The following is a 24,358-nucleotide window of genomic DNA, read 5'->3' on the forward strand; positions in this document are numbered from 1 at the left end:
TTTATAGTTATGCGATATTGCCGTCTCTTTTGAGGTCACACTAGTAGTAGTCGATGTTTTCGTCTGAGTACTACTCATCGTCGTCCCCCTCTAATTTTAGGTTGAACATTGAATTAAGAAGTTCTTTGGTTAATGTAATCATCCCTGATGACCGACTAAGCCATGTAGTTAGTTCTTCGACCTTGGTTGATGAACGATGAAAATTGAAGAGCAGGAATCCAGAAATGTCTTCACTTTGATGGATTTCAATATTTAGAATTCCTTCATTCCATGTGATTGAGCGCTTCATCACTTTACCAACTATACTATAGTTGGCATCTGAAAGTTTCTCATCGAGCGACATAGTTAATAACTCAAGCAGTTCTTCTGGTAATGAATCAATTTTGAACCGTAAATTTATTCCGGCTGCATTCATGGGTGTTTCGGGTAATGATTGTATTCCTTGAATACAAATGGACGCAGCCTTGTCGAGTCCATCCGGGGTTGGATCATTGGGCGCAATAACAAGACGACTGTTTGAAGGTACAACTGTTATGTCATTGTAAACAACGCGGATCGGAGCCTGTTGTTCGAGAGGTACCTGTATCTCGACAAGTTTATTCGATTCGAGTTGGAACAGGCGTTTTGCAATCCCCTCAGGAGTAAGGATTGCGATATTCCATGCCCCTGGAACCACTACATTCCAATCTACCGGAACTATAGACATTCTTGACTTCCCCTTTGCGGGCAATCTTTTCGTTTTTAACTATGCGGCATAACACCTAACTACACGAAGGTGATCCTCAGCCGCAACCAATTCACTGCGGCATAGATCCAGTTCTCATAGTAACATTTCAGTGCATATTCGCGATGTACTTTTTGAAGTACGTCGAAATTTACTCCAATATCACATTCACGTCAACACGAATATTGCAGTGACGACTCGTGATTGGCCAAAATAATATTGTGCCATATATCATTAAGATGCAAAGCTGAGAGTTCAGACAATGATGTTGGAATGAGTATTCAAAAAAGACCAGAATAGGGTGTGCAATGTAGACCGGGATAAGTAGCCCCACCCACAGGCCGCCTTTTTTATCGCGCCAGAAAGTCACCAGCCACCACCCAGCATTTGCAAGGCTTTGCGACAGGGGTGGTACACCACTGACCAACATTTTATGACAACACGTAAGTCATTGAAAAGGCAGGTGTGACACACCGGTGACACACCGTTTGGGGGGTGGCGATTGGAGTTAAGTGTTTGATTTATTTATGATTTTATGGTGGCGGTGGCTGGACTCGAACCAGCGACGCTACGGATATGAGCCGTATGCTCTGACCGACTGAGCTACACCGCCGTACCGGATGGAGATGGGTAAGCTAATGGATTCTTTCGGGAATGTCAAGATTTTTCGGTCCTGTGTGTTGCACCGGCGTGCTACTACTGGATGTTTTTACGGATATCCTCGCCGAGAAGATTGAGCAGGGCATCAAGCTTTTGCCGGATCAACTGGCGGACCATGAAAGGTGAAGCGGTCCTTTTTATCATCAATTCACCCTCCCGGATGCCTAACAGTGCGGCATCGCTGGATCGAATCGCCCGGACCCAGATTTTGACGGAGAAATCTTCTTCAAAGGCCGGCATCTCCGACTCTTTGGCCGTGCGGATCTCGACAAGTCCCAGCACCACGGCATCGGCACTCAGGCGCCTCCCCTGAAGCGCTGTCAAACGGTTATTCACTCGCAGTTTCTCAAAACTGTTGGGGCTTTCTTCGCTCGCAACGGGATCCCGGATAATCTCAAATCCTCTCGTCCGGTACTGCTGAGCGGCAAAGCGGGTGAAATCTTCTTTATTTCCCATCAGGCGGTTAGGCACACCTTGGTCGATTCGTGTCTGAATAAAGAGCGCCAGGGCAAGGGTTTTGCCTTCATAGCGGATCAAGCCGACTTCCGCAAGCTTCCGTTTAATCTTCTCTTCGGAAACTCCGGCTTCGACTTCAACCTTGTAAAGATTATCCTCCCGCCGGTCGAAAAGAATTCGGTAGCGGTCTATGTACTCCATTGGATCGTGTGAAAGGATCTCCTTCAGGGCATCGTTGTAACGGGAGAGGGTCGAAAAATAGAAGAGTCCGGCCACGGTTTCTTCCACAGCGCCGGAAAAGGCCTTCTTGAGGGCTTGATCTCTTGCGGCATTGACATCCTTTTGCAGGATGACGCCGATCCCGGTACTTTGTACGGTCTTGAGGGCTGATGCCGATTGAGGGAACACAAAAAAAAGAAGAACAAAGAGGCATACGCACCCGAAAGAAACCCCGTTCTTTCTTTTACCCCGGAGGATGGCGCAAGATTTTTTAAAAGGTTCAACCATGATGGTGTCGTAAAAAGTCACGAAGCCCTTCGACCCTTCGACCAGCTCAGGACAGGCGTGCTCAGGGCGAACGGTGTAAGTGATTGATATTTTGATATTCCGTTCGTGGTGAGCCTGTCGAACCATGAACGGAATCCGGAAAACGACTTTTTACGACTTCATCAACCATTAAGCATCTCCACGAAGGCTTCGAGCCGAATCCGGGTCCGCTGGTCCAGTCCCCCCGGTTTATCCCCCTCCAGCGTCAGGACCGGCACTTCCAGCCGTTTCCGGAAGAGGATATCCTCAATCTGCCGGAAGCAGAAGGCCTGGGCATAATGAATGATCCCGTGAATCTTCCTCTGTCGAATCTGTCCCTGCACATCCTCCAGCCGCCCATAGATACTGTAGGGATAGGTATAGATGAGATACTGCTCAACGAGATCCGCCGCTTCAAAAGGCATGGCAAACTGCCTCTGCACTTCGTTATAGACAACCCGTCCTCCCATCTCCTCGATCGCCTCATAGAGTCCGTTGATAATCGGAGGAACACCAATGAACCCGATTCGGGGTCCATCGGGAAAGGGCTTTCGCTGCGCCACTTCCGCAAGAAAGCGGTCGAGCTCAGATTCGTAGGTCACTGGGTCTCCACGAAAGTCACTGGCGCAGACCTGGTAGTAATGATTTTCCTGCCCGGTGACCCGGTTTCCTTCCCAGGTTTCCCGATCGATCTTTCGGATCTTTCCCCGGAGGGACAAAAGCTTTTTCCGGACCGATTCCGCGGCCTCCAGGGTGGTCCCAAAATGTCCGGCCGTCTTCTCCATTTGCAGACGGAGCAGGTCCGGGTCCCGGTCGTAGGGATAGGCAAAGGGGAAGATGCGGATCCCCTCTTCTTCAAAGATCTCCATGAGGGCATGGGTGTTGCTGCAATCCCCTTGGGTAACGGCGATGACTTCCTCAAGTCCTTCTTTGCGGGCCGCCGAATAGATCCCCTTGATCCACCCGCAGGTGTTTCGAGGAAACCCGCGTTCCTCCGCCTCTTCCACACGGCTGCAAGGATCGGGATCCTCGATAAAAATATTGTTCAGGTCCACCGGCGTCCGGCCTGCGGCCAGAAGAATCTCCACGGGGATGCTTGTCGTAAACCCGACCGGTTCGTTTTGCATGAAGGTTAAATTACATGAACCATAAGAAGCTGTCAACTTTCTCCTTACGTCTGATTAAAAGAGCAAGATCTTTCTCTCCGCCGACACCCATCGGGTGATCAGACATCATCCCTTGTCAATCACCGCCCGGTTCCTCTACTGTCGCATGAATGATCCGGAGAGAAGAGGGTATGCTGCCGGATCATTTCGTAGGAAACAATGGCGACGGCATTTGAAAGGTTTAAAGATCTCATCCGACCGGTCATGGGGATGGTAATCGTATGGTCGGCGTTCGCCCGGAGCAAGTCCTCGGGAAGCCCTTTCGTCTCCTTTCCAAAGACCAGGAAATCCCCTTCCCGATAGGTAACGTCGGTATAGTACCGTTTTCCCTTTCGGGAGGCATAGAAGAAGCGTCCTTCGGGATAGGCCTCCTGCAACTCGGTCAGAGAATCATGGTAATGAAGATCGAGGTATTCCCAGTAATCAAGCCCGGCCCGGCGCAGGTGCTTTTCATCGGTCCGGAACCCGAGTTTCCCCACAAGATGAAGGGTGGCCCCCACGCCGACGGAGAGACGGGCGATATTGCCCGTATTGGGGGGGATCTCCGGTTCCACCAGAACGATATGAAAACGGGGCAGTCTCAGAGTCGTCATATGCAGATTCTTTCCCTCCGGTCAGGCAGATAAATATGGACGAAAATTATAGCCGGGCCGTGCGGGAAAAAACAAGGAAAAAGGAAGACCGCACAGAGACAAGGCGGAAAATATGCGCTCTCGGTGATCGCTTTTGCAAGAGAAACATTGACGGATTTGAGGTGATGGGGTTAAAATTTTAATAGGAGCCGGAAAAAAAGGAGAATATCGTGCTGGATTTGAGTACTCCCTTTGTCATGCGGGAAGATTTATATGCCTGTGACGGGACCTTGATTTTGCGTCAGGGCGAGATCCTCACCAAGCGGGTAATCAATGAAATACAAAAGAGCGCCAAAATGAGAACCCCGGAGGCATCCCCGGTAAAGAACTCAGAGGTTCTTGACGATTACCGGGCTGTTATGGAAGAAGAGAATTATCACGTCATCTTTTCGAATGATGCCGTCAAGGAGGAAGTGCTCGGTATCGTAGGTGAAATCTCTTTGATCCGGGAAGTCTATCAGGAACTGGAACTCTGCAAGGTCATGGATCACTATACCTACCGGCATATCCTGATCACATCGCTTCTCACAACCCTGCTGGCAAAAGACTCTTTCTCCGACCTGCAAGAGGTTCTCCAGGCGGGATCAGCCGCGCTGACCCACGATTTCGGCAAATCCCGTATCCCCATTGAGGTTCTTCAATCCGCCCGGAAGTTGGATTACGACGAATTCCTCTATATCCTGGAACACCCCTGGATCAGTTTTCTTCTTTTAACCTACTATACGGGAGAAGCGGAAGCGCTCCACTCGCTGGTGGCCTTCAATCATCATGAAAAGATCGACGGTTCCGGTTATCCACGCGGAATCAAGATCGAAGATCCGATCATTCGTCTGGTGACAATATGCGACATGTTCGATGCCCTCATCTCCCCCCGGACCTACCGTGTCGATCCCTTCAATGTACGTGGAGCACTCGATTTTCTCTATGAGGAGGCCACTTTCGGACGTCTCGATATGACCTTCGTAAAATTCCTGATTTCCCACAACCGTAATGTCAAAATGCCGGTCGATTCGTTGATCATCTCCCAGGACAATACCGGCTACCGCCCTCCCTCTGAAAAGAACAATTACAGTTGCCACCAGGATTACGAGGAGCCGGACTGGGAAGATGGATCCGCCAATACCGCCTAACCCCATCAGGGCCAGTAAGGATAGTAAGGAAAATAGTAGGGGTAACGATAATAATAGGGGCCGTAGAAATAAGGATCGTACCACCCGTAAGGAGGATAGGAACTCTCCTCTTGCACCGGCCAGAGGCGAATCTTGGTCACCGTGATGACCGGATAGCCGTAACGGATCTCACCTAAAGCACGTTCCTCTTTCCCACTCACAACTCCCAGCACCGTCACACGACGGTCTTTGCTGTACACCTTTGTTTCCAGATATCCCTTATACAGTGCAATGAATCGTCCGTACGATTCATCCACCTCCCGAGGCTCGTCTCCTCGATCCAGAGGCTTCTGGAGAATTGTAATCTCCGTTCCCTGTGGCCGGTTCACAGCGGAGAGGATGACGCCTCCCAGAACGACCAAGGTCCCCCGGTAGTATTCCGGGTTCTGCACCAGTTGCGAAAAAGAGACACTGCGGTTTACCCGCCCCCGGAGTTCCGGAGGTACGACAGGAGCGGCACATCCCGCTGCGTAGATTATCAGGGCAAAAAAAGGAAACAGACGAGAGAGACAACGCTTCATGACCCCTCCTCCTTCCCGGGGAAACCGGAATATCCCTACGGCAACAGAGCCCGGAATTCATCCAGGTCCTTGACTTCATCGAGGAGAATCTTGTTGATCGTATCGTACATGTACTCATGCTCGCTGAGCAACGGCAGCAGCTCCCGGTAGATGCCGATGGCCTGCTCTTCTCTTACGATATTGTTGCGGATCATCTCATCCGGAGTCCGCCCGACCTCAACCGGCTCCACGCTTTCCGCCGGGTCTCCTCCCAGATTAACGACCATCTCCGCCAGCAGTTTTGCATGCCCCAATTCCACATCGGCCTCGGCAGCCAGGAACTGACTCAAGGCAAGGGTGCTGTAGCCCCGTACCTTCAGGGATTGATAAAAATACTGGATAAACGCCTGATACTCCAACGCCACAGCCTTGTTCATCAGAGTAATCACTCGCTCGGTCTCCATCTCCACCTCCTTTTATTACAGTCCAATACGGATAAAAACAATATACCGAAGGTCCCCGATTTTGTCCAATCGATACAGGATTACTGCGTATGTGGAATAATCAGGTTACGTTGTTGTAGGAATCAAAAAAAAGTGCTATAGTTCTTGAAATCAAACGCCCGTTGCGGTACTGTTACACAAAAGCAACATCCACTGTGGTATTTGGCAGCGGGGCTGATGCAAGTTGAAGGATGACGTGAAAAGATCATGTAATGTGAAAGAGGATTTCGACAAAAACAGGTCGTCGGAAACCGCTTCATTCATGGAATTTGATCGGGCGAAGTTGCCGGAAATGGATGCCGTGATTTCCGCGCTCTCTCATGATCTCCGGTCTCCGTTGAACACGATTATCGGGTTCTCCGAGATCCTGTTAAGCAAGCGGATCGGTAAACTGAACGCAAAGCAACAGAAACAGATCGGAATCATTCTGAGACGAGGGAACCTTCTTCTTTCGATGCTTGATCAACTGATCGACTACACGAAAGTAATCCGCCGGGAGCAGCCGCTTCGACCGGCATCACTGGCATTAAATGTTTTGCTGACCTCTATCGTAGAGCAAATCCGAACGAACCGGCCGCCCGAGGCGCCCCCTCTTGTCTATCGGCCGGCGAAAGGCTCTTATCGAATCAAAGGCGATGAACGAAAATTGCATAGAACCCTGATGCAGATCATCCGGGAGGGTGATGAGTTCTTTCAACCTCGGGAAATCCGCATCTCTCTTGGCAAGATCCGGAACGATGGGAAGAAGTCGACACGAGAGAATTTTCGAATCCGTATCCAATTCCTCGGCCGGGACATGATGGACATCCGGGAGTTACCGCCATTCAATGACAACCGCAAGATCCCAGGGAAAACAAAGTTTGCATGGCACCTGGCTGATTTCTATATAGGATTAATGAAAGGGAAACTGGGGATTTCCCGGAAAAGAGGCTCCATTGACTTTACTGTAGACTTTTGTGAGGAAGAAAAATGAATGAGATCTTGGTAGTGGACGATATTCAGGACAACCTGCTCCTTTCCAAAACCATTCTGGAATTGAACGGTTATTACGTACACGCAACACAGAACCCGAAGGATACAAACAAGATCCTGAAGAGGAACAATGTCGATCTGATCATTCTCGATGTGAATATGCCTGAAGTCAATGGAATCGAACTGTGCAAGCGGCTCAAGAAAAATCCGAAGACGGCTCATATTCCGGTAATTCTTTTTACAGCGGAGCGGACCTCAACGGAGGACATTGTCTCCGGTCTGAACGGAGGAGCAGACAAGTACCTCACCCGTCCGATCCAGGAGGAAGAACTGCTGGCCTGGGTGCGAGCCTCGATTCGGGACAAAATGGCCTATGATGATGCCTTCCGTCAGATGAAAGAAGAGCGGCTGGTCTTTGAACAGGCCTGCAATGAAGCGCCTCCGGCCATGATCCTCTTTGACTCCGAAGGCACACCGGTTTTCCTGAACCCCGGAGCCCAGGCGATCTTTTCCCGCTACAGCACAAAAACCCGGACCCGGACGAAACCGCCCTATGGACTGCATCCCTCGGTCATCAAACTGCTCAAGAACCTCTATGCAACAACTCTGGTGGCACGGAGGCGGAAACGATCCAATCGGGCCGATACGGAGTGGACACTGCCGGACGGACATACCCTGCAGATGTTGATCATGTCGCTCGAAAGTGATCCGAAAGATTCCCGTGGAAATGACTACACCCTGGTCATGACCCAGGTGCCGCTGAAGAATCTTCCCTTCGATCCCGATACCTTCGCCATCCGTCACGGTCTTTCCAAGCGGGAGAAGGAACTGGTAACCCTGATCTTCCAGGGCTACAGTAACATGGAAATCGGGGAGCGGATGTTCATCAGTGAACACACAGTGAAGGTCCACCTGAAGCACATCTTCGACAAGGTCGGCGTCAAGAACCGGACCTCTCTGATCCGGAAACTTTTCGTCTGAGGTGTCCCACAACGAAATGTTTCAAAGCACTTTGAAAACATGGAACCGCCCTCCCGCAAAGAGGGCGGTTTTTCTTTACCCTCTTTGATCCCTTTTATTCCTTACCCACATCCTGGCCTGCTGTCTTTTGCCACCCGGCGGAGGCGGGAAAACCGTGTCCGTTAGATGCCGTGAACTGGGGAAGTCGAAAGCTGTGAGTGGCGGTCATCCGAGTAGGTTACGAAGACCTTCTCCCTGAGATTTCCTTCTTCAATAGTGTTCATTTTTTTACAGAAAGGTACTTGATAATACAGTAACGTTACTGTATTATATAGGCGCCTTGCAATACCAAAAGGAGAACACAAATGAAACCAGCGGAAAAACTGTTACAGATCGGTGAGGTAGCCAAACGATCAGGGACAACGATCCGGACCGTCAGATACTACCTGGAGGAAGGATTCATCGAAGCCGGCAACCGCAGTCCGGGGGGGTTCTATCTCTTCAATGCGGATGTCGTCGAAAAGGTCCTCTTTATTCAGAAACTCAAAAAACTGGGCCTGCCGCTCAAAGAAATAAAATCGCTCTACAGCATCCGCCGGGAACAAAAGACCGGCGCCCAGGCCTGCTTGCTGGTCCGGGGAAAACTTCAAAGAGGACGAGAACGGACGACGGCAAAGATTGTGGACTACAGGAATCTTCTGAAAGAACTGGATGAAGCGATCGAACTTGTTTCCGAATGTGAAGGATGCCGGAAACGTCCGGCCAAAGAGAATTGTCTTGCCTGCGAAGTGGTCAAGAAAAGGGACCATATCCCTTTGCCCTTCGGAGCGATTCTATAGAAGAGTGATTTCATCGACGGACTCGAATCTGTCGGGGCTTCGAGTTATCCGGATATTGCCGGCAACACAAAGATCAATCTTTCCATATGATGCAAAGGCGGTCCCCGATATGGACATCAAGGCAATTGCACGATTCATAAAACACCGTGTCATCACTGACCCGCGGTGTGAACCCCGTGTTGCCCCGGAATTGGATCTGGAGGCGCCCCTGATGGTGCCGAAGGCGGTTGTGGTCCGCGCGCTTCTCGACCGGATGATGCCGGGCCGGGAGATCATTCTCAGAAGCCGGGACCTCGAGGTCCCATGGGAAATCGAGCATCTCTGCAACCGGCTGGGCCATGAACTCGTGAAGGTTGAAAGAGAGGGGGCTACCTGCTGGTTTACGCTGAGAGCAAGAGAAACGGAATGCCGGCTTGCCTTTCAGGACCCCTTCGGCCTGGAGCTGACCCCGCAGGTCCCCGTCACGACAATCGACGTTCCCCGCAGGAACAAATTGAAGGGGCCGGGAAGAGGGATATCATCCGCAAGCGGAGCCGGGTGACGGGGATCCCTTATTTGGGCTCAGGCCCCTTCAGCCGGACCTCATCGAGGTCCGCCTTCGGGTCGTTGAGGAAGTGAAGATCCTCGGGCCGGAAGGCCCCCTTCTCCGTGATGATGGCCGTGATGTAGCGGGCAGGGGTTACATCAAAGGCGGGGCTTTCGACTTTCACCCCTTCGGGAGCGATTTCGAGCTGGTTGCAGATCCGGGTGACCTCTTCGGGGTCCCGTTCCTCGATGGGAATCCCCTCCCCCGTCGGAATGGAAAAATCGATCGTGGAGGTCGGAGCGGCCACGTAGAACGGGATCCCATGCTCTCCGGCAAGGACGGCGACGGAATAGGTCCCGATCTTGTTGGCCACATCGCCGTTGGCCACGGTCCGGTCCGTCCCGACCACGACCAGGTCGATCCTTCCCTCCTTCATGAAGTGACCGGCCATGTTGTCGGTAATGAGGGTCACGTCCACCCCTTCCTCCATCAGTTCCCAGGCGGTAAGCCGGGCACCCTGGAGGATCGGACGCGTTTCATCGGCAAAGACGCTGACCTTCTTCCCCTGCTCGCGGGCGGCATAGATCACCCCCAGGGCCGTGCCGTAAGCGGCCGTGGCAAGAGAGCCCGCGTTGCAATGCGTCAGGATCGTCGCACCGTCCGGAACGAACTCCGCGCCATATCTCCCCATGGCCCGGTTGACCGCGATGTCCTCCTCACGCATCCGGTCGGCCTCGTCGATGAGCGCCTGTTTCAATTCAGGAACGGAGAGTCCCTCCTGCCCGGCGGCGAATCTCCGCATCCGCTCGATGGCCCAGAACAGGTTGACGGCCGTTGGACGGGCCGAGGCCAGGTGATCGCAGACCGGCTGGAGGCGCCTCAAAAACTCTTCCCGCTCCTCCGTGTCTATACCCTGCGCCCCCAGGGCCACCCCCATGGCCGCCGTTACACCGATGGCGGGCGCTCCCCGGACCACGAGATCCCGGATTGCAGCGGTCACCTCCCGGTAATCGCTATAGTCGATGTAGACCACTTCCCTCGGAAGTTTTGTCTGGTCGATCAGCCGGACCTTTCCGGCCTTCCATTCAACGGTGGGAATCATTCATTTTCTCCGGTCCGGTTGCGGACCCGTATCTAATCACGCAGGGTCGCATCAAATTCATTCTCCAGTTTTTTCACGATACCGTCCCGTACATCGTTGACCTCGCTGTCCGTCAGGGTCCGGTCTTCCGCCTGGAAACGTATGGAGAAAGCGAGACTCTTCCTGCCTTCCGGGATCGGTTTCCCCCGATAGAGGTCAAAGAGCCGGACGTCCCGGATCAGCCCGGGCGCAGATTCCCGGATCGCTTTGTCGATCGATCCGGCCGGAACGGTGTCGGGGAGAACCAGCGCAATATCCCGTTCCACGGCGGGAAAGCGGATTGCAGGACGGTATATAATCTTTCCGGACGCCGCCCGGAAAAGGGCCTCAAGATCGATGTCGAAACAGAGGACCCGCTGCGGCAGTTCAAAACGCTTCATCGCTTCCGGGTGCAATTCGCCGAGGTACCCGAGAGAGGTTTCGCCATTTCGGATCAATGCGCTTTTCCCCGGGTGAAGAAAAGGAACCGTCTCCAGCGCCGTCCATTCCGTGGAAGAGATCCCGAGTCCGCGGAAAAGCCTTTCCAGGACGGATTTGAGGTCGAAGAAATCGACCTCTCTCTCCTGACGGTCCCATCCCGGAAGGACTTCCGCTCCGGCGGCGACTCCGGCAAGGCGTTCTTTTTCCAGCGCCGGGGCATCGGCGCTTTTCTCAAAGGTCCGCCCCACCTCGAAAAGACGCAGGCCGGACCGTGAACGTTTCAGGTTCCGCCGGAGATTGTGAAGCAGGGCGGGAAGCAGGGTTGTCCGCATGACGCTCTGATCCCGGCTGAGGGGGTTTCGAATCTCGATGAACCGCCGCAGGGGGTCATCCGGGGCCAGGCCGAGCCGGTCGAGATCATCGGGGTTATGGAAACTGTAGTGGATGGTTTCGAAGAAACCTTCCGCCGCCAGAGCCCGGCGGATCCGCATCGACAACTGCCGGTTGCGGGTGGTGCCGCCCGGTTCCAGGGTTGCCCTTGTGCGTGTGCTTGGAATGCGGTTGTAACCGTATATTCGGGCGATTTCCTCGATGAGGTCGATTTCACGTTCCAGGTCGACGCGGAAGGGCGGAATAGCAACGTGGAGGGTTTCCCGATCCCCCTCTTCCACAGTCAGCTGAAGACGTTCCAGGATCAGGCGGATCTCCCCTGCGGGAAGAGAAATGCCGAGCAGGTCCCGGACCTTTGCAGCACGGAGAGGAATGACCCCTTCCCGGAAGGGCGCCGGGTAGATGTCGATCCGTCCCTTCGCCACGCGCCCGCCAGCCAGCGCAGCAATAAGGGAGGCGGCGCGGTCCAGAGCGGTAGCCAGACCTTCAATGTCCGTTCCCCGCTCGAAACGGTGGGAAGACTCGGAATGAAGACCCAGCCGTTTCGCCGTCCTCCGGATCGAGGCCGGCTGAAAACAGGCCGCTTCGAGCAGGACCCGCCGCGTTCCGTTTCCGACTTCACTGTTGCCTCCCCCCATGACCCCGGCCACGGCGACCGGTTTCTTACCGTCGCAAATCAGCAGCATCCCCTCGTCGAGGGTACGTTCCACCTCGTCGAGGGTACGGATCTTTTCTCCCTCCCCTGCCCGGCGGACTTCGATCCGGTTCCCCTTAAGCAGATCGAAGTCAAAGGCATGGAGAGGATGACCCAGTTCCATGAGCAGATAGTTCGTGACATCGACGACATTATTGATCGGCCTAAGACCGACGGCACGGAGCCGTTCCTGCATCCAGGGTGGAGAGGGAGCAATCGTCACATTCTCGATGACACGGCAGGCATAACGTGGGCAAAGATCCGGTTCGCGGACATTCACGTCGATCAGGGTCGAAATCTCCGGGCCCTTTTCTTCAACTACGGCTGCGGGCTCTTTCAGGGCGTTCCCCGTCCACGCGGCAATCTCCCGCGCCACGCCGAAATGGCTGAGACAATCGGGGCGGTTCGGGGTCAGGTCGATCTCGAAAACGGTATCGTTCCGTCCCAGAATTTCCGCAGCGGGGGTCCCGGGAACGGCATCCCCCGGAAGGATCATAACCCCCTCCGATGTATCGGAGAGGCCCATCTCCTTTTCGGAGCAGATCATCCCGAAGGATTCCACTCCCCGGATCCCGGCCGGAACGATTTCCATTCCGTTGGGAAGACGGGCGCCCGGAAGGGCCACGACGACCTTGTCACCCTGCCGGTGATTCGCGGCGCCGCAGATGATCTGAACCTCGTCCTTCCCCACATCGACCCGGCAGAGGGTCAGGTGGTCGGAATCGGGATGGGGGTCCTTCCTGAGTATATGTCCGACCACCAGCCGATCGAATCCTTCCGCAAGATCCCGTACCGATTCCACCTCCAGGCCGGCCATGGTCAACCGCCCGGACAGTTCGTCGGGGGACTCGTCAATGGAAATAAATTCTTTCAACCAGTTGAGACTGATCAGCATGGATAACTCTCATCAAGAAGGCGCCGCGGTCCCTTTCAGAATTGCGACAGGAAGTGCGGATCATTTTCGAAAAAACGCCGGATATCATCGATCCGGTAACGGAGCATGGCAATCCGTTCCACCCCCACGCCGAAGGCAAATCCCGAAACCTCCTCCGGGTCGTAGCCGACCCTGAGGAAGACCTCGGGGTCGACCATACCGGCCCCGAGAATCTCCAGCCATCCGGAATGTTTGCAGACGCGGCATCCCTTCCCGTTACAGATCACGCAGGCGATATCGACTTCTGCCGATGGTTCCGTGAAGGGGAAAAAACTCGGCCGGAAACGGATTCCCACATCTTTTCCGAAGAGCCTGTGCAGGAAGATCTCCAGGATCCCCTTGAGGTCACCGAAACGGATACCCCGGTCCACCATCAGCCCTTCCACCTGGTGGAACATGGGGGTATGGGAGACGTCGGCATCACAGCGGTAGACCTTGCCCGGGGCGATGATCCGAACGGGGGGAGGCTGTTTTTTCATGATACGGATCTGAACGGGCGAGGTATGGGTCCGCAGGAGTATGTCCCCGGAGATATAGAAGGTATCCTGCATGTCCCGCGCGGGATGGTCCCTGGGAATGTTCAGGGCTTCGAAATTGTAAAAGTCTTCTTCAATCTCAGGTCCTTCGGCTACCCGGAAACCGAGTCCGGTGAAGACCGATTCGATCTCCCGGAAGGTCCGGGTAATCGGGTGGAGCGTCCCCCGCCGGCGGGGCCGTCCGGGGAGAGTGATGTCGATACGTTCTTCACGGAGCCGCCGCTGCAGTTCCTGATCTTCAATTTCTTCACTTCGCCGGGCAAAAGAACGGTTCAGCCTCTGCTTGACCTCGTTGACCGCTTTCCCGACGACCGGACGTTCAGCGGGGGACAAATCCTTCATCCCGGCAAGAAGTTTCGTCAGTTCGCCCTTCTTGCCAAGGATGCAGACCTTGCAGTCTTGAACCTCGGTTAAGGTCGATGCCTTCCGGATTCGTGCATCCGTTTCCGACTCGATGGCTTTCAGTTTTTCAATCAGTTCAGACATATCACCATCATCAGGATTGGGGTGCAAGACTGCTCTTGGCAATCTCCGCCAATTGCGCAAAATCCTGAGGATGGTGAACCGCCAGTTCCGCCATCATCTTCCGGTTGATCCCAACCTGTGCATTTTTCAGTCCCCGGATCAGGCGGCTGTAAGAAAGTCCCTGTTCCCTAGCCGCGGCATTGATCCGCACGATCCAAAGCGATCGAAAATCCCGCTTCCGGAGTTTCCGCCCGATATAGGCCTCCTGCATCGATCGATCCACCGCTTCAATCGCTGTGCGAAACAGGTTTTTGCGGGCTCCATAAAACCCCTTGGCCTGTTTTAAAATTTTCTTCCTGCGGGTAAGACGTCGATTACCCCCTTTTACTCTCGGCATAACTGCTTCCTCCTGCTACGATCGAACTGTTGTTTACCACAATGTCAGGGAACAAGGACTCACGCGTAGGGAATGAGTATCCGGATCGCTTTAAGATTGGTACTATCGGCCGTCGTAGATTTCCTCAATCCCCGTTTCCGTTTCCGCGATTTCGTTGTCAGGATATGACTCGCATAAGCCTTGTTCCGTTTGATCTTCCCCGATGCGGTTTTCTTGAAACGCTTTGCCGCACCACGGTGTGTCTTGATTTTCGGCATCTCCTTCTACTCCTTTATCTTAAGAATTATGAATCGGCTGCAGGCGGATTCTCCTGCACCGGTTTCTTGTCGGCGGCCGCAGCCGGTTTCTTTTTTCCGGCGCCGGCAGCCGGGCCCGAGGGCGCCAGAATCATTACAACCGTTCGTCCCTCCCGTTTCGGCATCAATTCTATGACGCTGATTTCGGAAAGACGCTTCGCAAAGTCCATCAGCATCTGCTTGCTTCGTTCGGCATACATCATTTCCCGGCCACGAAAACGAACGGTAATCTTGGCCTTGTTCCCATCCTTGAGAAATCGCTCGGCATGCTGTAACTTGAAGGCGAAATCATGCTCCTCCGTGTTGGGTCTCAGCTTGACCTCCTTGACATGGATAATTTGCTGCTTCTTCCGTGCGAGGTTCGCCTTCTTGCTCTTCTGGTACTGAAACTTTCCGTAATCCATAATACGGCAGACCGGCGGCTTTGCTGTGGCCGCAACTTCTACAAGATCCAGTCCTTGGTCCTCGGCAATCCGGAGGGCCTCCTGCGTCGCAAGAATTCCAAGTTGTGACCCGTCTTCATCCACGACCCGGACCTCCGGAATACGGATCTCATGATTGATCCGTTCCTTTCGTTCCTGTCTGCCCTTGGGGCTTCTTCGTTTTATAGAACCACCTCCCATTCGATTGCGCCGGGATTACACTCCCGGCGGATTGTCATCTGCCGCCTTCAGTTGTCCCGCTCCCGTCCCGTTTTTCCTCGATTTCAGAGCGGATCATCCGCAGGGTTTCTTCAACACTGCAATCCCCGAGATCTCCACGGTCCCGTGAACGAAGGGAAAGGCGGGACGACTCCACCTCCCGGTCGCCGATAATGATCATGTAGGGAACCTTCTGCATTTGTGCTTCCCGAATCTTGTACCCCATCTTTTCCTTCCGGTCGTCCAACACCGTCCGAATCCCGGCGACATCGAATTGTTCCTTCACCTTTCCGGCGTAAGAAAGCTGGGCATCCGTAATATTGATAATAACCGCCTGCGTCGGGGCCAGCCAGGTGGGGAATTTCCCGGCATGATGTTCAATGAGAACCGCCATGAACCGTTCCAGGGAACCGAGGATGACCCGGTGGAGCATGACCGGCCGGTGTTCGGCACCGTCGGAACCGACATAGGTAAGCTGAAAACGTTCCGGCAGGGTAAAATCGCATTGAATGGTCGCACACTGCCAACTCCGCCCGATCGCATCCCGGATTTTGACATCTATCTTCGGTCCGTAAAAAGCGCCGTCTCCTTCATTGATCTCATAGGAAAGGTGATGGGTTGCAAGGGCATCCTGCAGCGCCTTCGTCGCCCGTTCCCAATCCTCATCGGAGCCGATCGACTTTTCAGGTCGGGTGCTGATCTCCAGGGAATAGGCGAAACCAAAGACCTTCATCACATCTTTGATAAAGTCGATGACTCCGATGATCTCGCCGGTCAACTGCTCCGGCAGACAAAAGATATGGGCGTCGTCCTGGGTAAATCCCCGGACCCGGAGAAGACCGTGGAGAACACCGGTCTTTTCATGGCGGTGTACCGTGCCTAATTCAAAGAACCGGATCGGAAGGTCCCGGTAGCTGCGGGTCTTCGACTTGAAGATCATCATATGAGCCGGACAGTTCATCGGCTTGATGCCGTATTCCTTCCCTTCGATCTCGGTAAAATACATATTTTCTTTATAATAGTCGTAATGACCGGAGATCCGCCAGGTATCACTCTTCAAGATCTGCGGACCGATGACCGGCTGATACCCCCGCTTGAGATGTTCCTGCTTTTCAAAATCTTCCAGAATCCAGCGGAGCATCGCTCCTTTGGGGTGATAGAGGATCAGGCCGCCGCCGACGGTCTCGTTAATCTCGAAGAGTTCCAGTTGACGACCCAATTTCCGGTGATCCCGTTTTTTGGCCTCCTCCAGCATTTGGAGATATTGCTTGAGATCTTCCTTCCGGGCAAAGGCCGTTCCGTAGATCCGCTGAAGCATCGCATTCTTCTCGTCCCCCCGCCAATAGGCTCCGGCAACACTGAGGAGCTTGAAATGACGCAACAGGGAGGTCCGGGGAAGGTGCGGCCCGCGGCAGAGATCAACATAATCCCCCTGCGTATAGAGAGAGACCGTCGGTTCATCGGTCAGATCGTTAATCAGCTCCACCTTGTAATCTTCATGACGTTCCGCGAAGAAGGCCAGGGCCTCCTCCCGGCTCATTTGACTCCGGACAATGGGGAGATTCCGCTTGATGATCTCACGCATCCGTTTGGTGATCTTCTCCAGGTCCTCCGGTGTGAAGGGACGTTCCGTATCGAAATCGTAATAGAACCCTTTTTCAATGGTCGGTCCGATGGCCACCCGGGTGCCGGGAAAGAGTTCCTGGACTGCCTGAGCCATGATGTGCGCCGCCGTATGACGGAGAATATCCTCCCCCTCTTCGGACTCCGGAAGGATCCCCGCCAGTTCGGCAGATTCATTCACAGGAAAAGCCAGATCCACGGCCTTCCCGTTCAATCTGGCACCAATAAAACGTTTTTGATCGTCCGGCATCAGGACCGAGAAAACCGAAGCAATGTTCGCCCCCGCATCAAATTCACCGGCAGGACCATCTGTAACCCGTATTTTGATCTTTTCCACACCCATAAAAAACTCACCCAAAAACGGTTTTCCGTACCGCCATCAAGGATGTTCAAAAACAAAAAGGGCATCACATCCATGAAAAGTGTTGTGATGCCCCCACAAACAACTCTGATTATTCCACAAATGTTCCCCAGCTATTCGATAATAAGGATGGTAGGCGGTACTGGAGTTGAACCAGCGACCTCCACGATGTCAACGTGGCGCTCTAACCAACTGAGCTAACCGCCTTTACCGGACAAATTCCGTATAAATCTAATGGATTCGGGCGGTTCATGTCAAGACAAAAATGAGGCAATGGAAAAGCTCCATTGCCTCATTCGGCCTGATTCACAGCATTGCAACCCTCCGAAATCTCCCGAGGCTTCAATTCCGGTCCCAATCTGTTCAATCTTTTCATTCCGTCTCTTTCAGAGAGCGGACCGGAGACCTTTACCCGGGGTGAACTTCGGCACCTTTTTGGCCTTGATCTTGATCGTTTCACCGGTCTTGGGGTTCCGGCCGGTCCGGGCCTTCCGTTTGACAACGGAGAAGCTTCCGAAACCGACCAGGGTGACCTTGTTGCCTTTCTTGAGGGTCTTGGTGACACTTTTGATCATCGAGTCCAGGGCCTTGGCGGCAGAGGCCTTACTGATCTTTGCATCTGAAGCCATCGTTTCGATCAACTCTGCTTTCGTCATCAAACGTCCTCCTCTGAAAGATGTTTATGTTGTGGGAAATGGTTGACTGACTTGTGTAGACAAAAACCAAAATAGCAACGGATTCCGGACTTGTCAAGGAGAAAAGTGCCTTCAAGCCTTTATTTTTCAGGTCCCGGACGTTTTTTTATTTCGGGATCGACCGGAATGATTTGGGGTCGATATGGTATTCCCGGATTTTTTTCCGCAGGGTATTTCGATTAATCCCGAGAAGGTAAGCGGCTTTAATCTGGTTCCCGCCGACCTCTTTCATGACCATCTCAATCAGGGGGGCCTCAATTCGATCAAGAAGAAGTTTCCGGATATCCCGGGCACCCGCCAGGACCATTCGCTGCACGAATTCAGCGAGATTGTTGCGCAGGAGGAGGTCGAAATTGTTTTTCCCGGCTTTCTCCGTTGTGGTGCCATCCTGAAGGATCGTGCAGATATATTCCGATGTCAGGTTCGGGCCCCGTGACATCACAACCGCCCGTTTAACAAGGTTTTCCAGTTCCCGGACATTTCCCGGCCAGAAGTATTGCAACAGGCAGTCAAGCGTGGCCTCCGTATAACCGGTGACCTCCGTACCGAGTTCATGGCGGGACTTCTCCAGGAAAAACTTCAGAAGCAGCGGAATATCCTCTTTTCGCTCCCGGAGCGGCGGAATCCGGATCGGTACGACATTGAGGCGGAAAAAAAGATCGTCCCGGAAACGACCCTCCCGGACCTCCTTCTGAAGATCACTATTGGTCGCAGCAAGGATACGCACATCCACGGGGATCGGTCCCGTTCCGCCGACCCGCTCAACCTCCCTTTCCTGGAGTACGCGAAGCAACTTGGTCTGGAGGTTCATTTTCAGATCGCCCACCTCATCGAGGAAAAGCGTTCCCCCATTCGCCTGTTCGAATTTCCCGATCTTCCGGGCCGTCGCCCCGGTGAAAGCTCCCTTTTCATGGCCGAAGAGTTCCGACTCCATCAGGTCATCCGGAATCGCCGCCAGGTTGACGGCCACAAAGGGTTTTCCGAAGCGCCGACTATGATAATGGATCGCCCGGGCCAGCACCTCTTTGCCGGTTCCGCTCTCCCCGGTCAGCAGGACCGTCACATCCCGAGCAGCGACCCGGCCGATCGTCTTGAAGATCTCCTGCATGACCGAACTCTCACCGACGACGGTATCGGCTTCAAACTTCTCGAGGATCTCTCCCTTCAGGGTCTTCACCTCCTCGTTCAGCGCAAGGATCCGGAAGGCCTTGGCAACGAGAACCTTGAGCTCCTCCATATCGAACGGTTTGGTAAGATAGTCGAAGGCCCCCCACTTCATTGCATCAACGGCATTATTCATCGTGGCCTGTGCCGTCATTATGATCACCAGTACGGGATTTCCGTTCTCCTGCAGTTTCTTCAGGAATTCCAGACCGCTCATGCCGGGCATCCGGATATCGAGAATCAGCAGAGGCCAGGATTCCTCGTTCAGCCGCGACATTGCTGCTTCGGCGGAATCAAGTGTCAGTACCTGGTACTGCTCCTTTTCGAGAGCTTTGCTGATCACCCAACGCATGCTCTCATCGTCATCCACGACCATGACTTTTTTGCCGACCATAATTCCCTCAAAGATTTTTCCGTTGACGAATCACAACTCCGTGGCGGCAGCCACCGGCAAAGATGTACGAACACAGGTTCCCTCATCGGGCCGGCTGACGACATCGATCTTCCCGCCATGTTCCTCGATCATCCGGTGACACAGCGCTAACCCCAGGCCCACGCCGTCCGGTTTCCCGGTATAAAAAGGTAAGAAGATCTTCTTCAGATTTTCCGCAGGAATCCCGCAGCCCCGGTCTTTCACTTCCACGGAAATCATTCGGCGTTTGACGGAATCACCCCGACGAACCTGGTAGCCGGGCAGAATCCGGGTAGTCAACGTTAATTCCCCCGCACCGCCCATTGCATCGATCCCGTTCCGGCAAAAGTTGAGAAAGACCTGGGTCAACGGGTCGGGATCACCCACTATTTCCGGCAGGCTCGGGTCGTATTCCCGAACGATGGAGATCGATCTCCCTCCATACTCCATCTTCACCAGTTCCGCCACATGGTCCAGTACCTGATGGACATTCATGGCCCTAAGATGAAGCGGCGCCGGTCTTGAAAAATCGAGCAGTCCTTCCACGATCTTGTTCAACCGGTCGACCTCCCGGATCATGACATCCGTGTATTCGATACAGGAGGATTCCGACGATAGTTCCTCCCGGAGCAGTTGTGCGGCCCCGCGGATTCCCCCGAGGGGGTTTTTGATCTCATGGGCCATGCCGGCAGCGAGAACCCCGAGGGAGGCAAGACGCTCCCCCTGACGGACCCGCTCCTCCAGGGATTTCATCCGGGTCAGGTCCCGAAAGACGATCACGACCCCCGAAGGGTTTCCATCCCGGTCCAGCAGGGGGGAAGTGGTCAGACCGAGAGAGCGATGTTCTCTCCGGAAGGTCTTGAAGGAAAAGCTGGAATCGGTATGGCCCCTCCCCGTGGTCAGGGTCTTTTCGACAAGGTGATGGAGTTTCTTCTCTCCGGCGAAAACATCCGTCATCGTCCGATCCTGTACGTTCTGCGCCTTGAGGCCGGTCATCTGTTCGGCGGAGGCGCTGAAGATCATGATCCGTAATGCAGCGTCCACCACAACAATCCCGTCCACCAATCCCGCCAGGATATTATGGTAATAATCCCGGACCTCCTCCAGAGAAGGAGGGGCTTTCTCTCCGTCGGGCACACTCATGGATTCACGTTCCGATTTCATAGGCCAAGCCCGCCGCCTTCGGGGAAGGCCCCTTTTGCAGGAAAAAGGATTCCATCTCACAGAGGAAATCCTCGCAGGTCAGCACATGGTTAATCCGGTCCCGGAAAGCCGTAGATGCCGGCAGCCCCCGGGAATACCAGGAAGCGAATTTCCGCATCCTGAAAACGGCACGGGTTTTGCCGGAAAGCTCAACTTCACAAATGAGCTGATCCCGCAGAACGGAATAAATTTCCCGGGGCGACGGACGGGAAGGAATTTCACCGGTCAGCAGATAGGTACGGATCCGCTCGAAAATCCACGGGTCGCCCAATGCCGCACGGCCGATCATCATCCCGTCGCAACCGGTCCGACGGAGCATGTCGGCGGCATCCCCAGGCGTCCGGATATCTCCGTTTCCGATGACCGGGATCTTCACGGTCTCCTTGACCTTCCGGATCTCTTCCCACTCCGACCGGCCGCCGAACCCCTGGGTCTTCGTGCGGGGATGGAGGATCACGGCAGCGGCCCCCTCGCCCTCCGCCATTCGGGCCACCTCCGCTGCACAGAGGCTCTCATGATCCCAACCGGAACGAAACTTCACAGTCACCGGCAGCGGTGTTGCACGAACCACACTCCGCACGATACGGGCGGCGTGGTCGAGGTTCCGGAGCAGCGCAGCCCCGGAACCGGAGCGGACCACCTTCTTTACGGGACATCCCATATTGATATCGATCAGATCCGGATCTCTTTCCGTCAAGAGTGCCGCGGCCTTTTCCATCTCCTCCGGTTCGGCACCGAAGAGCTGGGCGGAGATCGGACGGGGATCGAGAGGATGGGGCATGTAAGGTTCACAAACCTTCGGATTGCGGGAGAGCGCCGCCGCCGAAATCATCTCGGTACAGACCAGGTCGGCGCCGAGACGGCGGGTAATCCTGCGAAAAGGGGAACCGGTCACACCGGCCATCGGCGCCATCACCAGTCCCATTCCAAGTTCAAGGGAACCGATTTTCATGATGACGAGTCCTCTTCTTTCTTCTCCCTGTCTCTGTTCGCACGAGAGAAATGGTGTCCCAGGCGAAGCGCCGCCGAAGCATTGAGGGAGAGATCGTCCACGATGCCCCGTGCATGATAGCGGGAAGCAACGGCGGCAATCATGGCGGCATTGTCCGTACAAAGGATGGAAGACGGCAGGGAACAGACAGCCCCTTCCTTTTCAGCGGCCTGGGCCAGCCGTCTTCTCAGCATCCCGTTGGCGGCAACCCCCCCCCCCAGCGTGACACGCGCCAACCCTTCCCGGTGCAGTGCCGTCATCGTCTTTGTGATCAGGACTTCCATGACGGCCTCCTGAAAGGAGGCGGCAACATCACTCAAATGTTCCCGCAACCCCTCTGCCCCCTCCCCTTCCGGACCCCAGCCATTCCGTAACAGAAAATTCAGGACGGCCGTTTTCAGCCCGCTGAAACTGAAATCGAGAGAGTCGTTCTTCAGCATGGAGCGGGGGAATCGTACAAAACAGGGATTTCCCTGATGCGCCAATCGATCGATGACGGGTCCGCCGGGATATCCCAATCCCATCATCTTGGCAACCTTGTCGTAGGCCTCCCCGACGGCGTCGTCCCGGGTTTTTCCCAGCACCCGGTACTCTCCGAAAGCCCGCACATGGATCAACGCCGTATGCCCGCCGGAGACCACGAGACAGAGGTAGGGGGTGGGGACTTCCCGCTCCAGGGTGACGGCATGGATATGCCCCTCGATATGATGGACCCCGACGAAGGGGATGCCTCCGGCAAAAGCCAGGGCCTTGGCGTAAGAGAGCCCGACCAGCAAGGCGCCGATCAGACCGGGTCCGCAGGTTGCACCGATCAGGTCAATCTGCTGGAGGGAGACCCCGGCGTCCATGAGCGCCGCATCCACGACCTGGGTCACCTGTTCCACATGATGCCGGGATGCAAGTTCCGGAACCACCCCGCCATACTTACTGTGTATCTCCACCTGCGAGGAGATAATATTGGAACGGATCTCCCGGCCGTCTTCCACGACCGAGGCCGAGGTCTCATCACAGGAGGTTTCAATCCCTAAACAAAGCATGCTATAACCTAACGGATTACGACCGATCAAGCAACTCCGAAACGGGTACAATCCTGATTCCCGCGGCACGAAATCGTCCCAGTGCATCCCGGAGTGCCTCCAGGGTAACGGCATGGGGGTGGCAGATGGCAATCGCAAAGCCCTTTTCCTGTGCCCGTTCAATCAAACGCCCAATCTGTTTTTCCACAGCATCAGGATGGATCACATCATCGAGAAATATATCCCGCCGGGCCGCAGGAACTCCCAACCGCCTCGCCTCCTCATACGCAACGGAACGGCTTGTCGTCAGACTGTCCACAAAGAAGAGGTCCCGTTTTTTGATTTCCTCCAGGACCACCGCCATCCGGTCCCGATCCTGCGTAAACCGCGATCCCATATGGTTGTTCACACCGGCGATCCGGGGATAAAGATCGAGTAATCGCCGGACCCGCTCCCGGATCTCCTTTTCCCCCATCTTCACCAGGAGAGCGTCCGACCCGGGCCGGTGTTCTAAAGAATCGATCGGCTCCATCGGCAGATGAAGCATCAATTCCCGGTGGTGATCAACAATCTCCCGAACGGCGTCTTTCGAATGGCGCAAGTCCGGCAAAACGGAAAAAGTGATCGCAACATTCAGAGCGATCAGGCTGTTGAGCGGAGCAAGGCCTGCGCCGATGTCGTCCACAATAATGGCCACGCGCGGCCCCGAAGGTTTTTCCCCGGCACCTGCCGCCGGAACAAGAGAAACGAGAACGACGCTCCGTACAATCGTACTCCCCACATACAGACTCAGGATCGTCCGCTCTTTTTTCCCCGCAAGCTCATGACGTGTCCGGAGAAAAACACCGGGGAATTGACGGACATACCGATTCAGTTTCATCTCAAACAGGGAAAGCGTCTCCCTCCGGGAAAGATCCACTTCCACCCGTTTGGAGATAAATGTGCCCTTCGGACCCTTCCTGCGTGTTCTGTGTACCCGGATATTTCTCCGGGCGACATGGGCATCTTTCAGTAACCCGTCCAGATACCGGTCGAATCGTTTCAGCACGAGATCGTATTCCACCGATGAGATTTTCCTCTCGGCATGTTTTTTGCCGGCCCCGACCCATTCGGAAAAACGTTCGCGGTGAACTTCAAAATAGAGAAGAATCGAGACAGCGGCGGCCAGAAAGAAGAGTACGGAACCGATCGTGAACCAGAGAGAACGATTGTTTTTCCGCCCCATTTTTCGGGACCGCCGTTTTTTATTTTTTTTCATTCATCAATCCTTGATGGTGTCGTAAAAAGTCACGAAGCCCTTCGACCCTTCGGCCGGCTCAGGACAGGCGTACTCAGGGCGAACGGTGT

At 54.4% G+C, this 24,358-nt stretch carries 24 protein-coding genes and 2 tRNA genes; 5 read left to right on the forward strand and 21 right to left on the reverse strand.

Annotated features, from left to right (window positions below):
• Positions 1-70: 70 nt before the first annotated feature.
• From GXP58_05690 to GXP58_05710, 5 genes are all read right to left on the reverse strand, one after another.
• Complete coding sequence (locus GXP58_05690; protein NOY53099.1) at positions 71-706, reverse strand: hypothetical protein; 636 nt, start codon at positions 704-706, stop codon at positions 71-73.
• 554 nt (positions 707-1,260) lie between these two features.
• Positions 1,261-1,337: transfer RNA gene (locus GXP58_05695), tRNA-Met, on the reverse strand.
• 83 nt (positions 1,338-1,420) lie between these two features.
• A complete protein-coding gene (locus GXP58_05700) occupies positions 1,421-2,473 on the reverse strand; it encodes a hypothetical protein (protein ID NOY53100.1) in 1,053 nt (350 codons plus the stop codon).
• Between the two features lie 35 nt (positions 2,474-2,508).
• Entirely contained in the window at positions 2,509-3,492 is a 984-nt protein-coding gene (locus tag GXP58_05705; GenBank protein ID NOY53101.1) for a 2-hydroxyacyl-CoA dehydratase, read from the reverse strand.
• 119 nt (positions 3,493-3,611) lie between these two features.
• A complete protein-coding gene (locus tag GXP58_05710; protein NOY53102.1) occupies positions 3,612-4,124 on the reverse strand; it encodes a tRNA (cytidine(34)-2'-O)-methyltransferase in 513 nt (170 codons plus the stop codon).
• Between the two features lie 209 nt (positions 4,125-4,333).
• Here GXP58_05710 and GXP58_05715 point away from each other — a divergent pair, with 209 nt between their 5' ends.
• Positions 4,334-5,293, forward strand: a complete 960-nt coding sequence (locus GXP58_05715) for a hypothetical protein (protein NOY53103.1) — start codon at positions 4,334-4,336, stop codon at positions 5,291-5,293.
• Between the two features lie 5 nt (positions 5,294-5,298).
• Here the strand turns inward: GXP58_05715 and GXP58_05720 are convergent, their stop codons facing one another.
• Both GXP58_05720 and GXP58_05725 read right to left on the reverse strand, forming a co-directional pair.
• Complete coding sequence (locus tag GXP58_05720) at positions 5,299-5,853, reverse strand: hypothetical protein (GenBank protein ID NOY53104.1); 555 nt, start codon at positions 5,851-5,853, stop codon at positions 5,299-5,301.
• 35 nt (positions 5,854-5,888) lie between these two features.
• Positions 5,889-6,296, reverse strand: a complete 408-nt coding sequence (locus GXP58_05725) for a hypothetical protein (protein ID NOY53105.1) — start codon at positions 6,294-6,296, stop codon at positions 5,889-5,891.
• Positions 6,297-6,531: 235 nt separating this feature from the next.
• Here GXP58_05725 and GXP58_05730 point away from each other — a divergent pair, with 235 nt between their 5' ends.
• From GXP58_05730 to GXP58_05745, 4 genes are all read left to right on the forward strand, one after another.
• Positions 6,532-7,308 carry a hypothetical protein gene (locus GXP58_05730; GenBank protein NOY53106.1) on the forward strand — a complete coding sequence of 259 codons (777 nt, stop codon included), beginning with the start codon at positions 6,532-6,534 and terminating at the stop codon, positions 7,306-7,308.
• On the forward strand, positions 7,305-8,288 hold the full coding sequence (locus tag GXP58_05735) for a response regulator (GenBank protein NOY53107.1): 984 nt from the start codon (positions 7,305-7,307) through the stop codon (positions 8,286-8,288). The genes GXP58_05730 and GXP58_05735 overlap by 4 nt, the downstream gene beginning before the upstream one ends.
• A gap of 344 nt (positions 8,289-8,632) precedes the next feature.
• The gene (locus tag GXP58_05740) at positions 8,633-9,106 is read left to right on the forward strand and encodes a MerR family transcriptional regulator (protein ID NOY53108.1); all 474 of its coding nucleotides are present in this window, start codon (positions 8,633-8,635) and stop codon (positions 9,104-9,106) included.
• 109 nt (positions 9,107-9,215) lie between these two features.
• Complete coding sequence (locus tag GXP58_05745; GenBank protein ID NOY53109.1) at positions 9,216-9,647, forward strand: hypothetical protein; 432 nt, start codon at positions 9,216-9,218, stop codon at positions 9,645-9,647.
• 10 nt (positions 9,648-9,657) lie between these two features.
• On the opposite strand, the gene mtnA is transcribed toward GXP58_05745, so the two are convergent.
• The 14 genes from mtnA to GXP58_05815 all read right to left on the reverse strand — a co-directional run bounded on the left by mtnA (position 9,658) and on the right by GXP58_05815 (position 24,269).
• A complete protein-coding gene (mtnA, locus tag GXP58_05750) occupies positions 9,658-10,734 on the reverse strand; it encodes an S-methyl-5-thioribose-1-phosphate isomerase (protein ID NOY53110.1) in 1,077 nt (358 codons plus the stop codon).
• A 32-nt stretch (positions 10,735-10,766) separates the two neighbouring features.
• A complete protein-coding gene (locus GXP58_05755) occupies positions 10,767-13,172 on the reverse strand; it encodes a phenylalanine--tRNA ligase subunit beta (GenBank protein ID NOY53111.1) in 2,406 nt (801 codons plus the stop codon).
• Positions 13,173-13,207: 35 nt separating this feature from the next.
• A complete protein-coding gene (gene pheS / locus GXP58_05760) occupies positions 13,208-14,224 on the reverse strand; it encodes a phenylalanine--tRNA ligase subunit alpha (GenBank protein NOY53112.1) in 1,017 nt (338 codons plus the stop codon).
• A 19-nt stretch (positions 14,225-14,243) separates the two neighbouring features.
• Positions 14,244-14,609 (reverse strand): 50S ribosomal protein L20, encoded by a 366-nt coding sequence (gene rplT, locus GXP58_05765; protein NOY53113.1) that lies wholly within the window; start codon positions 14,607-14,609, stop codon positions 14,244-14,246.
• A 59-nt stretch (positions 14,610-14,668) separates the two neighbouring features.
• Positions 14,669-14,866, reverse strand: a complete 198-nt coding sequence (rpmI, locus tag GXP58_05770) for a 50S ribosomal protein L35 (GenBank protein ID NOY53114.1) — start codon at positions 14,864-14,866, stop codon at positions 14,669-14,671.
• A 26-nt stretch (positions 14,867-14,892) separates the two neighbouring features.
• Positions 14,893-15,528, reverse strand: a complete 636-nt coding sequence (gene infC, locus GXP58_05775; protein NOY53115.1) for a translation initiation factor IF-3 — start codon at positions 15,526-15,528, stop codon at positions 14,893-14,895.
• Between the two features lie 34 nt (positions 15,529-15,562).
• Positions 15,563-17,512, reverse strand: a complete 1,950-nt coding sequence (gene thrS, locus GXP58_05780) for a threonine--tRNA ligase (GenBank protein NOY53116.1) — start codon at positions 17,510-17,512, stop codon at positions 15,563-15,565.
• 148 nt (positions 17,513-17,660) lie between these two features.
• A tRNA-Val gene (locus GXP58_05785) sits at positions 17,661-17,737 on the reverse strand.
• Positions 17,738-17,916: 179 nt separating this feature from the next.
• Positions 17,917-18,186 carry an HU family DNA-binding protein gene (locus GXP58_05790; protein NOY53117.1) on the reverse strand — a complete coding sequence of 90 codons (270 nt, stop codon included), beginning with the start codon at positions 18,184-18,186 and terminating at the stop codon, positions 17,917-17,919.
• A gap of 145 nt (positions 18,187-18,331) precedes the next feature.
• Complete coding sequence (locus GXP58_05795; protein ID NOY53118.1) at positions 18,332-19,783, reverse strand: sigma-54-dependent Fis family transcriptional regulator; 1,452 nt, start codon at positions 19,781-19,783, stop codon at positions 18,332-18,334.
• A gap of 30 nt (positions 19,784-19,813) precedes the next feature.
• On the reverse strand, positions 19,814-20,965 hold the full coding sequence (locus GXP58_05800; GenBank protein NOY53119.1) for a PAS domain-containing protein: 1,152 nt from the start codon (positions 20,963-20,965) through the stop codon (positions 19,814-19,816).
• A complete protein-coding gene (gene dusB / locus GXP58_05805) occupies positions 20,949-21,956 on the reverse strand; it encodes a tRNA dihydrouridine synthase DusB (GenBank protein NOY53120.1) in 1,008 nt (335 codons plus the stop codon). The genes GXP58_05800 and dusB overlap by 17 nt, the downstream gene beginning before the upstream one ends.
• Positions 21,953-23,032: a tRNA (adenosine(37)-N6)-threonylcarbamoyltransferase complex transferase subunit TsaD gene (gene tsaD / locus GXP58_05810; GenBank protein ID NOY53121.1), complete on the reverse strand. Its 1,080-nt coding sequence runs from the start codon at positions 23,030-23,032 to the stop codon at positions 21,953-21,955. Before tsaD ends, dusB begins: the two co-directional genes overlap by 4 nt.
• 16 nt (positions 23,033-23,048) lie before the next feature.
• Positions 23,049-24,269 (reverse strand): divergent polysaccharide deacetylase family protein, encoded by a 1,221-nt coding sequence (locus GXP58_05815; protein NOY53122.1) that lies wholly within the window; start codon positions 24,267-24,269, stop codon positions 23,049-23,051.
• Positions 24,270-24,358: the final 89 nt, after the last annotated feature.

This window comes from Deltaproteobacteria bacterium (assembly GCA_013151235.1).
GTDB lineage: Bacteria > CG2-30-53-67 > CG2-30-53-67 > CG2-30-53-67 > CG2-30-53-67 > JAADIO01.